The organism is Pseudoalteromonas sp. 11L1 (assembly GCF_055397545.1).
Window position 1 is genome coordinate 1,577,796 of the sequence record NZ_AP041141.1, and the last position, 16,338, is coordinate 1,594,133.

14 protein-coding genes are annotated in these 16,338 nt (G+C 40.3%); 13 read left to right on the forward strand and 1 reads right to left on the reverse strand.

Annotated elements, in window-relative coordinates:
* Positions 1-6 precede the first annotated feature (6 nt).
* The 4 genes from relA to eno all read left to right on the forward strand — a co-directional run bounded on the left by relA (position 7) and on the right by eno (position 6,159).
* Positions 7-2,163: a GTP diphosphokinase gene (gene relA / locus ACZ5WS_RS07255; RefSeq protein ID WP_138608148.1), complete on the forward strand. Its 2,157-nt coding sequence runs from the start codon at positions 7-9 to the stop codon at positions 2,161-2,163.
* A complete protein-coding gene (gene mazG / locus ACZ5WS_RS07260) occupies positions 2,144-2,968 on the forward strand; it encodes a nucleoside triphosphate pyrophosphohydrolase (RefSeq protein WP_198523566.1) in 825 nt (274 codons plus the stop codon). The genes relA and mazG overlap by 20 nt, the downstream gene beginning before the upstream one ends.
* Positions 2,969-3,125: 157 nt before the next feature.
* On the forward strand, positions 3,126-4,760 hold the full coding sequence (locus ACZ5WS_RS07265; protein ID WP_464711367.1) for a CTP synthase: 1,635 nt from the start codon (positions 3,126-3,128) through the stop codon (positions 4,758-4,760).
* Positions 4,761-4,860: 100 nt separating this feature from the next.
* Positions 4,861-6,159 carry a phosphopyruvate hydratase gene (eno, locus tag ACZ5WS_RS07270; protein ID WP_178956444.1) on the forward strand — a complete coding sequence of 433 codons (1,299 nt, stop codon included), beginning with the start codon at positions 4,861-4,863 and terminating at the stop codon, positions 6,157-6,159.
* 178 nt (positions 6,160-6,337) lie between these two features.
* On the opposite strand, the gene mutH is transcribed toward eno, so the two are convergent.
* Positions 6,338-7,009, reverse strand: a complete 672-nt coding sequence (gene mutH / locus ACZ5WS_RS07275) for a DNA mismatch repair endonuclease MutH (RefSeq protein WP_464711369.1) — start codon at positions 7,007-7,009, stop codon at positions 6,338-6,340.
* A 528-nt stretch (positions 7,010-7,537) separates the two neighbouring features.
* Between mutH and rppH the strand changes: the two genes are divergently transcribed.
* The 9 genes from rppH to ACZ5WS_RS07320 all read left to right on the forward strand — a co-directional run bounded on the left by rppH (position 7,538) and on the right by ACZ5WS_RS07320 (position 16,312).
* Positions 7,538-8,056, forward strand: a complete 519-nt coding sequence (gene rppH, locus ACZ5WS_RS07280) for an RNA pyrophosphohydrolase (RefSeq protein ID WP_008111786.1) — start codon at positions 7,538-7,540, stop codon at positions 8,054-8,056.
* 23 nt (positions 8,057-8,079) lie between these two features.
* Positions 8,080-10,344, forward strand: coding sequence for a phosphoenolpyruvate--protein phosphotransferase (gene ptsP, locus ACZ5WS_RS07285; RefSeq protein ID WP_464711372.1), 2,265 nt, complete (start codon positions 8,080-8,082; stop codon positions 10,342-10,344).
* Between the two features lie 65 nt (positions 10,345-10,409).
* Positions 10,410-11,219 (forward strand): sulfite exporter TauE/SafE family protein, encoded by an 810-nt coding sequence (locus ACZ5WS_RS07290; RefSeq protein ID WP_138608136.1) that lies wholly within the window; start codon positions 10,410-10,412, stop codon positions 11,217-11,219.
* Positions 11,220-11,231: 12 nt separating this feature from the next.
* Positions 11,232-12,035, forward strand: a complete 804-nt coding sequence (gene lgt / locus ACZ5WS_RS07295) for a prolipoprotein diacylglyceryl transferase (protein WP_138608134.1) — start codon at positions 11,232-11,234, stop codon at positions 12,033-12,035.
* 13 nt (positions 12,036-12,048) lie between these two features.
* On the forward strand, positions 12,049-12,900 hold the full coding sequence (locus ACZ5WS_RS07300) for a thymidylate synthase (RefSeq protein WP_138608133.1): 852 nt from the start codon (positions 12,049-12,051) through the stop codon (positions 12,898-12,900).
* A gap of 17 nt (positions 12,901-12,917) precedes the next feature.
* Positions 12,918-13,796, forward strand: coding sequence for a UTP--glucose-1-phosphate uridylyltransferase GalU (gene galU, locus ACZ5WS_RS07305; RefSeq protein WP_138608132.1), 879 nt, complete (start codon positions 12,918-12,920; stop codon positions 13,794-13,796).
* A 275-nt stretch (positions 13,797-14,071) separates the two neighbouring features.
* Positions 14,072-14,923, forward strand: a complete 852-nt coding sequence (locus ACZ5WS_RS07310) for an SPOR domain-containing protein (RefSeq protein WP_464711375.1) — start codon at positions 14,072-14,074, stop codon at positions 14,921-14,923.
* Between the two features lie 65 nt (positions 14,924-14,988).
* Positions 14,989-15,585, forward strand: a complete 597-nt coding sequence (locus tag ACZ5WS_RS07315) for an SPOR domain-containing protein (protein WP_290171065.1) — start codon at positions 14,989-14,991, stop codon at positions 15,583-15,585.
* A 136-nt stretch (positions 15,586-15,721) separates the two neighbouring features.
* Positions 15,722-16,312: a DUF4402 domain-containing protein gene (locus ACZ5WS_RS07320; RefSeq protein WP_138608128.1), complete on the forward strand. Its 591-nt coding sequence runs from the start codon at positions 15,722-15,724 to the stop codon at positions 16,310-16,312.
* Positions 16,313-16,338: the final 26 nt, after the last annotated feature.

Below are 16,338 nucleotides of genomic sequence, written 5' to 3' on the forward strand. Positions count from 1 at the left end.
CGCATTATGGTAGCGACACGTCAATCTCATCAACATGACAAAGCGGGTGACTTTTTTTCGCGCGTAGAATCTCTTGATTTGTCTCAAGAAAAAATTAGCTTACTCAACAAAGCGCAGCAGCTTTGCCAAACGTGCGATAACAGCGAGCGACAAAATACCGCTATAGAAATGGTAGAGATTTTAGTTGAGCTAAATTTAGATGCTGACTCTTTAGCCACAGCCTATTTAACCCCTTATTATTTAAATGATGTAGTGAGCATTGATGCGGTAGAAGAGCATTTAGGCAACCATGTTGCAGTACTGCTTACAGGTGTGTCACAAATGGCGACCATAAGTACCTTAGCTCATCAAGGCAACGGCACTGTGCAAGTCGATAATATTCGCCGGATGCTGCTTGCTATGGTGGAAGATGTGCGCGCTGTGGTGATTAAATTAGCCGAACAGGTTTGCCATTTACGCAACGTCAAAGATGCCGCAGAAGAAGAGCGAGTAGTTGCCGCCAAAGAGACCGCTGATATATTTGCACCACTTGCGAATCGTCTTGGTATTGGTCAATTAAAATGGGAGCTTGAGGATTTAGCTTTTCGTTATTTGCACCCCGATATTTATAAAAATATTGCTAAGCAACTCGATGATAAGCGCCTTGCCCGTGAAGCGTATATGGTTGATATGGTTGAACAGGTCAAACAACGCCTCCATGAAGCGGGTATCAAAGCTGAGGTGTACGGCAGGCCAAAACATATCTACAGCATTTACAAAAAAATGGCGAAAAAGAACTATGAGTTTGATCAGCTATTTGATATACGCGCCATGCGAATTGTGGTTGAACGATTACAAGACTGCTACGGTGCTCTAGGTATAGTGCACACTAATTGGCGTCATTTAAATAAAGAGTTTGACGATTACGTTGCGACTCCAAAACAAAATGGCTATCAATCTATTCATACGGTTGTGTTTGGTCCTGAGGGTAAAACCGTTGAAATTCAAATACGAACGCACGACATGCATCAAGATGCAGAGCTGGGTGTCGCAGCGCATTGGATGTACAAAGAAGGCGCATTACCAGGGCGTGGTTCAGGCTATGAGCAAAAAATTAGCTGGTTGCGTAAATTACTGCAATGGCAAGAAGAAGTGGTCGATGGCAGCGACTTAGCACAAGAGCTTAAAAACCAAGTGGTTGAAGACCGCGTCTATGTGTTTACCCCTCGAGGCGATATTTTTGACTTACCACTGGGAGCAACACCTCTTGATTTTGCTTACTACATTCACTCCAATGTAGGGCATCGATGTATTGGTGCAAAAATATTTGGCAAAATAGTGCCATTTACTCATCAGTTAAGCACTGGTGACCAAGTTGAAATACTAACCCAAAAGCAGCCAAACCCAAGCCGTGATTGGTTAAATCCATCGTTAGGTTACATTAAATCGTCTCGCGCTAGAGCCAAAATTCACCATTGGTTTAAACAGCTCGACCGCGATAAAAATTTAAGTGCGGGTAAAGAGATTCTTGATAGTGAGTTACAAAAATTAGAGCTAACTTATAAAGATTTAGACCCCGCTATAAAGCGTTTTAATTTTAGAGAACTTGATGACTTAATGGTCGCTATTGGCGCAGGCGATATTCGTCTTAACCAAATGCTTAACTTTATTACTGACAGAACAGAGCATGAGCCGGTAATTCGTTTCAAATCGCCTAGTAAAGTGACTGGTGACAAAAACGGTATTGTAGTGGATGGGGTCGGCAGTTTAATGAGCCATGTTGCTCGTTGTTGTCGCCCAGTACCTGGTGATGAAATCATTGGTTATATTACTCAAGGACGCGGTATTGCGGTGCACCGAGAGGATTGTGATTCGTTTAGTAATTTAAAAAACAAGCACCCTGAGCGTGTTATTTCAGTGAGTTGGTCAGATGATATTAGTAGCTCTTACGCCTTAACTATTCGTATTGAAGCCAGTGATCGTTCTGGCTTAATTCGTGACATCAGTTCTGCACTTGCCAATGAAAAAGTTAATGTGCTCAATATGAACGTAAACACGGTTGATAGCACTCAAACTGCTATTTTTGTGATGCAAATTGAAGTGCATGACTTACAGGGCACTAATAAAGTGCTGTCTAAGCTACATCAGATCGAAGGGGTACACAGTGCAAAACGAGGGCAGTAATCAGGCTAACAATGAGGCTTTAAGCCAACTGCTGGAAATAATGCAAACACTGAGAAACCCTGAGGGCGGATGCCCTTGGGATCTCAAGCAAACGTTTGCGTCAATCGTACCTCACACTCTTGAAGAAGCCTATGAAGTGGCTGATTGTATTGAGCGCGACGATTTAAGTGAACTGAAAGGTGAACTAGGTGATCTGTTATTTCAAATCGTGTTTTATGCGCAACTAGCGCAAGAGCAGCAATTATTTGATTTTAACGATGTGGTAAACACGTTAAATGAGAAGCTAGTGCGCCGTCATCCGCATGTATTTTCATCGCAAGACACACCCACAACTGATGCCGAATTAGCTGCGCAATGGCAAGCAATAAAGGCACAAGAGCGTGCTACTAGACCCCAAGATAAAAGCTCAACACTTTGGCAAGATATACCAAACAGTTTACCTAGCTTAACAAAAGCTAAAAAAATTCAACAACGTGTAGCCGCTTTAGGCTTTGATTGGCCTACTTATCATGGCGCTATAGATAAAGTGAGTGAAGAGGTTGAGGAAGTCAAAGAAGCCTTAGCTCATAACCCGTACTCAGCGCATACAGCAGAAGAGCTAGGTGATTTGTTGTTTGCTACCGTGAATGTGGCACGTCATGTTAAACGTGACCCAGAGCAATTGCTTCGCAGTGCCAACGATAAGTTTTCTGCACGATTTGAAAAGGTGCAAAATTACTTAATTGCCCAGGGTAAATGTATTGAGTCAGCGTCTTTAGAGGAAATGGATGCGGCATGGGATGCAATAAAAAAATTAAATAAATAAGGACATAAAAAATGTCTGTTTTTTGTGCACAGATTTGCTATTTATAGCTGGATTGCTTAGCTATGTTTTGGTATAATTTCGCCCCGTCTTGTTTATATTCCAAAATCACTTGTTTGGGTATTATATTCCTTTTAATTCCTGATATTCTAGGGTTCGCATGAGTACAAAATTTATCTTCGTTACTGGCGGAGTTGTTTCTTCGTTGGGTAAAGGTATTGCAGCAGCATCATTGGCCGCTATTTTAGAAGCCCGTGGCTTAGATGTTACCATTCTAAAGCTGGATCCTTACATCAACGTTGACCCAGGCACAATGAGCCCAATTCAACACGGTGAAGTATACGTTACCGAAGACGGCGCAGAAACGGACCTTGACTTAGGTCACTACGAACGTTTTATTCGCACCAAAATGACCAGCCGTAATAACTTTACGCAAGGGCGCGTATATGAAGATGTACTACGTCGTGAAAGACGTGGTGAATATCTTGGCGCAACTATTCAGGTTATTCCTCATATTACCAATGACATTAAGCAACGTGTTTATGATGGCGCAGAAGGCCATGATATAGCAATCGTTGAAATTGGTGGTACGGTAGGCGATATTGAATCACAACCATTTATCGAAGCAATTCGTCAAATGGGTACAGAAATTGGTCGTGAATGCGCACTTTTCATTCACTTAACGCTAGTGCCATTCTTAGGCCCTGCCGGTGAAGTGAAAACAAAACCAACTCAACACTCAGTTAAAGAGTTACGCTCGGTAGGCATTCAACCAGATATTCTTATTTGTCGCTCAGACCGTAAGCTGCCAAATAACGAGCGTGCAAAAATTGCACTGTTCACAAACGTTGAAGAAAAAGCCGTTATTTCACTACCCGATGTAGATAGTATTTATAAAATCCCTGCGTTATTAAAATCGCAAGAGTTAGATAACTTTGTATGTCGTCGTTTTCATTTAGACGCGCCTGAAGCTGATTTAGCTGAGTGGGAACAAGTATTGTATCAAGAGTCTAACCCAACGGGTGAAGTGACAATTGGTATGGTAGGTAAATACATTGAATTACCAGATGCATACAAATCAGTAAACGAAGCATTAAAGCATGCGGGGCTGAAGAATCGTTTAACTATTAATATCCAATACGTTGATTCACAAGACTTAGAAACCAAAGGAACGGATGTTCTTTCTCGCTTAGATGCTATTTTAGTGCCAGGTGGTTTTGGTGGTCGTGGTGTTGAAGGTAAGATTTTAGCGGCTAAATATGCCCGTGAAAACAAAGTGCCTTACCTAGGTATTTGTTTAGGTATGCAGGTTGCGCTTATTGAGTACGCACGAAATGTTGCTGGTTTAGTTGATGCAAACTCAACTGAATTTAACGCAAATTCAGAGTCACCAGTGGTTGGTTTAATTACCGAGTGGTTAGATGCTGAAGGTAATGTTGAATTACGTGACGAAAAATCTGATTTAGGTGGCACTATGCGTTTAGGCGCACAAAAATGTCATTTAACACCAGGCTCTAAAGTACATGATGTGTATGGTAGCGACGAAATTGTTGAACGCCATCGTCACCGTTATGAAGTTAACAACAACTTTGTAGCACAACTTGAGCAAGCTGGTTTAAGCTTTACAGGTTTATCTGAAGATAAAAAACTAGTAGAGATTATTGAGAATAAAGATCACCCTTGGTTTATTGCAGCGCAATTCCACCCGGAATTCACTTCAACACCACGTGATGGTCACCCGCTATTTGAAGGGTTTGTAGCTGCGGCTCATACCTATCAAAAAGCGTCTTCGTAATATAAAAAGGCTGTGCATGATGCGCGGCCTTTTTTGTTTCTAAGGCTAGCCAAACTCAGGTTAGCCGCACTCACCATTTTGGGAATATAGAGGAATCAAGATGTCAGAAATCGTAAAAGTAATCGGTCGTGAAATTATGGACTCGCGTGGTAACCCAACTGTTGAAGCTGAGGTATATTTAGCTGATGGTTCATGGGGCCGTGCTGCTGCACCTTCAGGTGCATCTACAGGAACTCGCGAAGCATTAGAATTACGTGATGGTGATAAAGCGCGTTACTTAGGTAAAGGCGTATTGAAAGCGGTTGGCTTCATTAATAATGAAATTGCAGAAGCGCTAAAAGGTCAAAACGCACTTGCTCAAAGTGATGTAGACCAAGTAATGCTTGATTTAGATGGTACTGAAAACAAAGAAAAACTAGGTGCTAATGCTATTTTAGCGGTTTCACTTGCTAACGCAAAAGCGGCTGCGCAATCTAAAAAAGTAGAGCTATACGAGCACATTGCTGACATAAATGGCACGCCAGGTGTTTACTCTATGCCACTACCAATGATGAACATCATCAACGGCGGTGAGCACGCTGATAACTCAGTAGATATTCAAGAATTTATGGTTCAGCCAGTAGGTGCTACTAACTTCCGTGAAGCATTGCGTATGGGTGCTGAAGTATTTCATAGCCTAGCTAAGGTACTTAAAGCAGATGGACATTCAACAGCTGTAGGTGACGAAGGTGGTTTTGCACCAAACCTTGCATCAAACGAAGCTGCACTTGCAGCTATTAAAGTGGCTGTTGCAAATGCCGGTTATGAGCTTGGTAAAGATATTACCCTTGCACTTGATTGTGCGGCCTCTGAGTTTTATAACAAAGAAGCAAATATCTATGACCTTAAAGGTGAAGGTAAGCAATTTACATCTGAAGAGTTTAACCACTTCTTAAAAGATTTAACTGAGCAATACCCAATTGTATCAATCGAAGATGGCTTAGATGAGTCTGATTGGGATGGCTTTGCACACCAAACTAAACTAATGGGCGATAAAGTTCAATTAGTGGGTGATGACTTATTCGTAACCAATACTAAGATTTTAAAACGCGGTATTGATAACGGTATTGCCAATTCAATCTTAATTAAATTTAACCAAATTGGTTCACTAACAGAGACGTTAGCAGCAATCAAAATGGCAAAAGATGCAGGTTTTACAGTGGTTATTTCTCACCGCTCTGGTGAAACTGAAGATGCAACTATTGCTGATTTAGCGGTAGGTACTGCTGCAGGTCAAATTAAAACGGGTTCATTAAGCCGTTCAGATCGTGTTGCTAAGTACAACCAATTGCTACGTATTGAAGAGCAATTAGGCGCTAAAGCACCGTACAATGGTTTAAAAGAAGTTAAAGGTCAGTAATTCTCTAATCAGAATCTGATATTTAAGATTATAAAAATCCTCGCTTATGCGGGGATTTTTTGTAAAAAATAGCAAAAAAGGGACAAAGAAACGGGCTACGAGCATCGAGCTACGGGCGTTAAGCAAGCAGTGCGAATATCTAGGTTAAACAAACCTAACGTTAGTTACTTTACATCAATTACAACTGAAATTGCTGCTTTAAAATCTCGCCGGTAAAACTGGTTTTTAAGTAAAAGCCACGTGGCAGAGTTTTTATAATTTGTCCGTTTGGGCCTATTGCATCGGTAACAATATGGCTATTGGCTGCTTTTGGTCGTATTTGCATTACATCCCCTAAATGACCTGAAATTTCATCAACTCTACCAAGGGCTATAAGCTCCATTTGTTCTTCCCAGTCTCGCTGCAATTGTGCATCTTGCGCGGGGGAAGGTTGCCATAAAAAGCCACTGCCAATGGTTCTATCAAACGGTGCTATATCGCGCTCGCCTAAAATAGGTAGCCATAAAACATGATTCAACTTTTTTCGAACATTACTTGAGTGCCAGGTCGTACCGGTTACATTTATTAACGGGGTTACCGACACAAAGGTGGTTTCTAATGGTTTGCCTTTATATGAAATGGGCAGTGTTTTAAGCTCTATGCCTAAATCTTCAAAGTCGGGGAGCGGTTTTGAACCAGCGGTTGCGCCTAATACATACTCAATCAGTTGACCTGTCCAGCCTTTTTCACGCAATAAATCATCTGGCGTTTTAAAATGGTACTGCTGCGCTAGTTGTCCAAGTGTGAGCCCTGCAATATTATTGACACGTTGCATTAGTTGATTAATTGAATGAGGTTTTAAAGGTTGCATACTGTTAATTTAGTTGAATAAATACCAACGCCATGATAGCAAATTAGCTTGATAGTGGATATCTTTAGCGGTTGGTTGATTTTTATACGTGCTGTGATTGGTGCAATTTTATGCACTGCTTTAAAACGCTAAAATTAACTAAGTAACTGAACTACATTGTTTTTTTTGTTTTTGGTGTTCAGTTTTAATTAAGGTCTATAATTGTTGTAAGGATAAATACAGATGTATAAACATGTTTATCCACAGATTCTGTGGAGAACATCACTTTTTTGATCTTGTATTGTGGATTTGTTTGCTAAATGAGCGTGTTTTACAAAAGTTATGCACAAGCTGTGAGTAACCAGCACAAACAGTGTGGTTTTTATGTATTTACGTATGGCTGTGTTGTTTGTTATTCACATGCAATGGATTTCGCCATTAATTTGCCTTAAGCGAAGGTGTTAACGAGGCTTGCACGTAATAGTATTTGCCGTATTGCAGCTAATGTGGAACAATCATAAAAAATCGACTTACAAATGAGGCACTAAGGTGATTGATGCCGAAGGTTTTCGTGCCAATGTCGGAATTGTAATTTGCAATAATCAGGGGCAAGTGTTTTGGGCCAGACGCTATGGTCAACATTCTTGGCAATTTCCCCAAGGTGGTGTTGATGATGGTGAAACACCAGAACAAACTATGTACCGTGAATTACACGAAGAAGTAGGTTTGCGACCAGAAGATGTAGAAATAGTTGCAAGCTCAAAACATTGGTTACGCTATAAATTACCCAAACGATTAATCCGCCGGGATTCAAGTCCGGTGTGTATTGGGCAAAAACAAAAATGGTTTTTACTAAAACTGCGCTGTAAAGATGAAGATGTTAACTTACTGAAAACTCATCATCCGGAATTTGATGATTGGCGATGGGTAAGTTATTGGTATCCGGTTAGACAGGTTGTGTCGTTTAAACGGGACGTTTATCGACGTGTTATGAAAGAGTTTGCTCCTTTTGCTATGCCTTTTAATAAGCGAGAGCAACAAAAAGATCACTGGCGGAATAAAAGGTAGTTTTTCATAAAAAGGAGCAGTGTATGCTGGCAACACTCAGAACGATAGCTGAGTCTGTTTCGCAACAAGCGAATTTAGACGACGCGTTAGTGTGCTTTGTGAAAATGGTAAAAGATGCCATGAATACCCAGTGCTGCTCCATTTATTTTGCCGATTATAGCCAAGATAACTTTGTACTGATGGCCTCATCAGGGTTAAATCCTGATGCGGTAGGCAAGTTTAGAATTGGCTTTACCGAAGGTTTAGTAGGGCTTGTTGCCCAGCGTGAAGAAGCAATTAATATTGCCTTTGCCAAGTCGCATCCTCGCTTTAAGCTCTCCCCAGAAGTTAATGAAGAAGGCTATAACGCCTTTTTGTCCGTGCCTGTTGTTCATCAAAAAAAAGTGTTAGGTGTTATTGTTGTTCAACAGAAAATGGCGCGGGTATTTTCTCAAGATGAGGAGTCGTTTTTAATTACGCTTTCTGCGCAGTTAGCTTCGCAATTAGCCCACGCCGAAATAAAAGAAGTATTACGCCAAGATGAGTCATCCCATCAAACATCAGTATTAAAAGGGGTTTCTAGCGCGCCAGGTATAAGTATTGGTAAAGCTTTTGTTGTTATTCCTAAACTTAATTTTAAGTCTATAGAACTTACTAAGAATAACGATGTTATTGAACAGCGTCGTTTATTTACACAAGCGGTTGCTGCAACGCGCAAAGAATTTAGCACCTTATCGATGACATTGAGCGACAGCATACCGCAAGAGGCGTTGGCTGTATTTGATGTGTATCAGCAATTATTAGATGCTAAAAGTTTAGGTCATAATGTAGAGGCTCAATTACAAGAAGGGTGGTGTGCTAAAAGTGCATTAAAAATTGTGATTGAACGTTTAGTTGCGCAGTTTAACGAAATGCAAGACCCTTATATTAAAGAGCGTGCGGTTGATGTTAAAGACATTGGTTTACGGGTGCTGCATCATTTAGTGAATACCGAGCATGCAATAAAAGACTACCCTGAAAACACCATTTTAATAGCGCATACATTAACACCAGCTATGTTAGCTGAGGTACCCAATGAACGTTTGGCTGGGGTTGTGAGCATTAATGGTTCAGCCAACAGCCATGCCTCTATTTTAACCCGCGCTATGGGCGTGCCGGCGATTTGGGGTATCGAAGATTTACCGCTATTGCAGTTTGATAGCAAAGAAATGATTTTAGATGCTTTTGCTGGGCGTTTATATATTTCGCCTTCGCAAATGCTTATTGATGAGTATACAGAATTACAACATCAAGATAACTTACTCAATAATCGTTTTTTAGAAGAACAAGCATTGCCTTCAATCACGTTAGACGGTGAGCATATTAGTTTGTTACTTAATGCAGGGCTTGAGCTTAATACTCAACAAAATAGCGTCCATATTTGTGATGGTGTTGGTCTTTACAGAACCGAAGCATGGTTTATGCAAAAGGGACAGTTTCCTTCGCAGCAAGAACAAGAAAACTGGTATCGAGAAGTACTTAGTAGCTATTACCCTAACCCCGTTGTTATGCGAACGTTAGATATTGGTGGCGACAAAGTTTTAGATTATTTTAATATCACTGAAGAAAACCCATTTTTAGGATGGCGTGGTATTAGAATTAGCCTTGACCATCCCGAGCTTTTTTTAGATCAGCTCAAAGCGATGTTAAAAGCCAATATTGGCTTAGGTAATTTAAAAATAATGCTGCCGATGATCAGTGGTACTGATGAGGTTGAAGAGTCACTGGCACTATTTAAACAAGCTTATTATGAGTTAAGTGAAGCATTTCCTGAGCAACTTATAGAAAAGCCTGATATTGGCATCATGCTTGAGGTACCTTCAAGTGTATTTATGCTGCCAGAGTGGTCTAAAAAAGTCGATTTTTGCTCAGTAGGTAGTAACGACTTAACTCAGTATTTATTAGCCGTAGATAGGGCAAATGCCCGTGTAGCCGATTTATTTAACCCTTATCACCCCGCGGTATTGCGTGTATTAAATAATATTGCCAGCGAGTGTGAGCATTATGAATTGCCCTTTAGTCTATGTGGTGAGCTTGGTGGCGACCCCGAGGGCGCAATATTACTGATTGCTATGGGGTATAGACGTTTAAGCATGAACTTATCGTCGCTAAACAAAGTGAAGTGGGTGCTAAGACGCTTAAATGTAAGCGACATGGAACAGTTACTGAGCGATTGTTTGGCACAGCCTAACGCTAAACAAGTACTACGGTTAACCCGTAATTTTATGATAGAGCATCAGCTAGGTGATTTATTTTATACACCTAAATGATAGAGCTGTAATTGTTTATATAATCAATTAAAATATACATATAATTAAATGTATTAGAGATAACTATGTATGAACTAGGACTTCTAGTTGCAAGTTGTGCGCTGTTAGGTTGCATTGTTGGTTTTTTAGCAGGGCTACTAGGCATAGGCGGTGGTTTAATTATTGTGCCAGTGCTAAGTAGTTTGTTACTTAGTTTTGACGTGGCCGCTGCCGATCATGTGTTAGTTATCGCTATTGCAACATCGTTAGCCTCTATTTTATTTACTTCCACTTCTTCAGCGTTAGCTCATCATAAAAATGATAATGTGCCTTGGGAAATTGCACCTTGGGTTATGTCGGGCGTGGCCGTTGGCGCATTAATTAGTGGCTTTGCTGCCAGCTTTATCCCTGAGAAAATGTTAAGAACGGTGTTTGCGGTCAGTGTGGTTTTTATTGCGATGAGAATGGTACTTTCTGCTCGAAATAAAGTGAACGCAGAACACCCTTTACCTGCAGGCCCCGTACTGGGAGGTATTAGTGCGGTAATGGGCTCACTGTCTGGATTAATTGGCATTGGTGGCGGTGCATTACTTGTGCCTATGTTGCATTATTTTTCGGTTGATATTAAAAAGGCAATTGGTTGCGCTGCTGCATGTGGTATTGTAATTGCCTTTTTTGGCTCTATCGGTTACATCAGCGCTGGTTGGTATGTAACGGACTTAACGCATGGTTTTATGGGGTTTGTATATTTACCCGCTTTATTTGGGATTGTTATTACCTCATGGTTTATAGCGCCTATAGGGGCTAAGGCAACACATTACTTACCTGTGAATACAATTAAGAAAGTTTTCGCGATGTTACTGGTTTTCATCGCTATTAAAATGGTTTTTAGCTAAAGGTTTATTTTTATGGCACTGGAGTTTCCTCAAATTGATCCAATAATATTTTCTGTTGGACCACTTAGCGTTCGTTGGTATGGGTTAATGTACTTAATTGGTTTTGCGTTTGCGATGTGGTTTGCTAATCGTCAAGCGAAGAAACCAGGGTCGGGTTGGACTAAAGACGAAGTCAGTGATTTACTCTTTTACGGCATGCTGGGCGTTATATTAGGTGGGCGTGTTGGATATGTTCTGTTTTATCAATTTAGTTACTTCATTGAAAACCCCTTGTATTTATTTAGAATCGATCAAGGTGGCATGTCGTTTCATGGCGGCACACTGGGGGTGATCACTGCGATTGCTATTTTTGCTTACAAGCGTAAAAAGTCGTTATTGCAAGTTGGTGATTTTGTAGCACCTTTAGTGCCTGTTGGTTTACTTGCTGGGCGTATAGGTAACTTTATTAACGGCGAATTATGGGGTCGTACTACCGATGTTCCTTGGGCAATGGTATTTCCAACTGGAGGCCCGCTTGCACGCCACCCATCACAACTTTATGAAGCTTTTTTTGAAGGGCTGGTATTGTTTGTCATATTATTGTGGTTTATAAAGCGTCCTCGTCCTGCGGGAAGTGTGTCGGGTTTGTTTTTACTAGGTTACGGCGTATTTAGGTTTGGTATTGAGTATTTTCGCCAACCAGATGCACAACTGGGGTTATTTGCCGACTTCATTTCAATGGGGCAAATCCTATCGTTACCTATGATCATTGGCGGGTTAGGCTTACTTATTTGGGCCTATAAACAACCACAATCGCAAACAGCGTCAAAAGTTTAAAAGAAGAAGTTAGATGAAACAATATTTAGAATTATGTCAGCGTATTGTTGACCAAGGACAGTGGGTTGAAAATAAACGCACCGGTACACGTTGTTTAACGGTTATAAACGCTGATTTAGAATACGATGTGGCGAATAATCAGTTTCCTATGATCACTACTCGAAAGAGCTATTACAAAGCGGCTATTGCTGAGTTGTTAGGGTATTTAAGAGGGTACGACAGTGCTGAGCAGTTTCGTAATATAGGCTGTAAAACATGGGATGCTAATGCCAATGAAAATAATGCTTGGCTCAATAACCCTAACCGTAAAGGTGAGGACGATATGGGGCGCGTTTACGGCGTTCAAGGTCGTGGCTGGCAACGCCCTGATGGTTCAACACTGGATCAACTGGCAAAGGTCATCAATAATTTAAAAAGTGGCATAGATGATCGCGGCGAAATTATTACATTTTATAACCCCGGTGAGTTTGAACTTGGTTGCTTGCGCCCATGCATGCATACACATACCTTTTCGTTATTAGGTGATACTCTGTATTTAACCTCATATCAACGCAGTTGTGATGTTCCACTAGGACTTAATTTTAACCAAATTCAATGTTTTGTATTACTTGCGTTAGTTGCGCAAATTACCGGCCATAAAGCGGGTAAGGCATACCATAAAATCACCAATGCCCATATTTATGAAAATCAGCTCGATTTAATGCGAGATGTGCAATTAAAGCGTGAGCCATTTGCTTCTCCCCAATTAAAAATCAACCCAGAGATTAAGTCACTCGAAGACATTGAAACATGGGTAACACGTGATGACTTTGAGGTGGTTGGCTATCAATGCCATGAAGCGATTCAGTACCCATTTTCAGTTTAAAAAATAAGGAGAGCATAATGAAAGCAGTGATCCCTGTAGCGGGCCTTGGAACACGAATGTTGCCGGCCACTAAAGCAATTCCAAAAGAAATGCTGCCAGTTGTAGACCGTCCACTTATTCAATACGTTGTTAGCGAAGCCGTTGCCGCTGGCATTAAAGAGATAGTGTTAGTAACGCATTCGAGTAAAAACTCAATTGAAAACCATTTCGATACTAGCTTTGAGCTTGAGGCAACGTTAGAGAAACGTGTAAAGCGGCAATTACTTGCCGAAATACAGTCTATTTGCCCTAAGGACGTGACGATTATTCATGTGCGTCAAGGTGAGGCGAAAGGGTTAGGTCACGCTATTAACTGTGCAGCCCCTATTATAGGGGATGAACCTTTTGTAGTTATTTTACCCGACGTTATTATCGATGAAGTGGAAAGTGATTTAACAAAAGATAATTTAGCGGAAATGATCACTCGTTTTGAGCAAAGTAAACACAGCCAAATTATGGTTGAGCCAGTACCTAAAGATCAAGTAGATAAATTTGGTGTTGTTGATTTAGGTGATGTTGAGTTAAACCAAGGTGAGAGCTCACCCATTAAGAGCATGGTAGAAAAACCACCTGTTGACGAGGCACCTTCAAACCTTGCTGTGGTTGGTCGTTACGTGTTGAGTAAAAATATTTGGCCATTATTAGCTAAAACACCACAAGGTGCAGGTGATGAGATTCAGCTGACTGATGCAATTGCGATGCTTATGCAAGATGAAAAAGTAGACGCTTATGCTATTAAAGGCCGAAGCCATGACTGTGGTAGTAAAGTTGGTTATTTGAAGGCGACAATAGAATTTGCTTTGCGCCGTGATGAATTTGCTGATGAGCTTAAAACCTTTATTAAAACATTAATTTAAATAAACTTATCATTATTCAAAGCGCCTACATGGCGCTTTTTTTGATTGTAAAATCGCTTTTACAGACATTTAATTATAACTATTTTTGCAGTTATACAGACAGATCTGGGTTTGTAATGTAACCTTTATGTTAACTAAAGTTGTTTTTTAGTTAACGTGCTTTATTAGGCCAATTGTAAATTGGCTCAACTTAGCGGTCGAAACTGTTGAAAGAGAAACAATCAATGTGTGAATACAGCGTAAAGTATCACCGATATTTAGTTATAGCTTTACTTATGTTAATAGGGAGTGGTTGTACGATATCGCCTGATAAAACCTCATTAAATGAAAGGGTTAGAGATTCACCCGAATATGTAACTATCACCGCAGTTGAACTTGCACAGCTAAAAGATGCCGCTTTGCAATGGCAACAAGCACGTTCTGGTATAGAGAGACTATTAAAGTTAGAACGTGAGCTTACATATTTAGTTGATAATTTAGATATTATTAACAGTAAAGCAATAGCGAAATCTAACCAAGCTGTTAGCAATCGCTATGCTCGCTCATCAATTAAGGCTAATACCTCGCCAGACCTCAGGCATGGTAATAACTACGCAAGCACCTCAGATAACGTTGAACGACCGAGACAAAGATATAGTAACCGTTATGTAAAACCGACTGGTAGGGACGCTCTAAAAAATCAGCGATATAGCAGCCGCTATGCTAGTGTTCCTACAAAAATAATTACAGCTCCTTCAAAAAGCTACAGTAAACGAACTGTTCGCTCGCCAGTGAAAGCGATTAGTTCTAGGGTGAACAAAAAGATTGCCTCTAAAATATCGATGGCAACAAAAGTGGCAATGGTAGATAAAAACAAAAAAGTATTTGCCTTACAGGTAGCGTCCCTTGATTCAGAAGAAAGTGTTGCTAAAGAGTGGAAGCACATTAACAAAAAAGCAGCGCCTTTGTTTAAGGATAAAATCACGACAAACATTGAAAAAGCAAAAGTTAATAACAAAACCTATTATCGATTAAAATTAGGTGAGTATTTTAACTTTAAAAGTGCTGAGGATGATTGTGAGGTATTTAAATTCTATAAAGTTGATTGCTTTGTGAGTAACTACACTGACAAACCAATTGGATTATAAATTATTTATTTGGCGCTTTTATTGCATAATAGCTAGAGCTCGTTTTTTGTAATAGGTGCTTTAAAGTGAAACTTCGTTTAATAATATTACTAATACCATTTGCATTAGCTGGTTGTAGCAACCAGCTAATGCCCGTCGACTCACAAAGCGACAAGCTTGTGCGTGAAAAAGATATAAAACCTTACTTAGAGCAATGGGATAACAACAAAGAGCAGATAGCGCGTTTAAGCACCATGGAAGAGGACTTATCATTACTGATTCAAGCTCTTTCTGCACAAACAGATATTGATACCGTACCTGAGCCATTGAAAGAGAAGGTAAAACGTGTTGAATATGGCTCTAAGCAATCTTTACAACTCTCCTCAGAAACTGTCTTAGCCGATAACACTATCAGTATAAACAAAGCAATTTACGGTGTACAAATTGGACGTTATTTAGTTTCTAACGGAGCCAAAAGGCAAGTACAGCGACTAAAAGAGCAATACCCTCAGTTAAACAGTATTTTACAATACCGCATTAATGAGCAACAAAAGGAATCAACAACGTTTTATAGTGTTGTAGCAGGCCCGCTGAAAAATCAACAGCAAGCGGCGCAGTTGTGTTTGTTTTTTTACAAAATAGGTAATAAGTGTACCTTAGCGACATTTTCAGAGGATGTTTAAGGTTTTTTACGCTTATTTTTTCATCCTGTTATTATAAATCAAAATAAAGTAAATATTTTCTAACTTTTTAGTGATTTTGGCCGATACTTAACATAACCTGACTAACAGGTTTATACTTTATGTCTAAGGGAAAACTATGAACAAAATATTTACTAAAGCAGCGTTAGCTGCATCAATGACTGTTCTTTCTTTCGGTGCGGCTGCAGAAACTGCTTCTTTTCAAGCAGGTGTTACAGTTCAAAACGCATTCACCTTTACGAATGATGCACCACTAGATTTTGGTACAATCAGGGCTTCAGGTGATTTAACTGGGACGGAGACTGCAACATTAGTATTAGCCGCAAACCCTGCTACTGCTCCTACAACGGCTTCTACAGATGCAACCGCAGCTGAAATTGCAATTTTAGTAGCAGGTACACCAGCCTCATTCTCAATTTCAGGTGTGTCTCCTTTTGGTACATTGACCATTACAAATCCGACTGAAACTGCGATTGCGCCTGATACAGCACCTGCGGGCACTGCTGCATTTACTTTGGGCACTCCAACGTATTATGTGTTAACTGGTGCGACGCCTAACAGTGCAGCTACAACGACCATTCAGGTCGATTCAGCTGGCGAAGCAACTTTTAATTTTGGTGCAACATTAACCACAACGGCGGTTACTGCAACTAGTGATTATATCGATGGTTCATACAGTGGCACGTTTACATTAGAATTAAATTACTAATGGGCAAAGCCTGCTTTATTGTATAA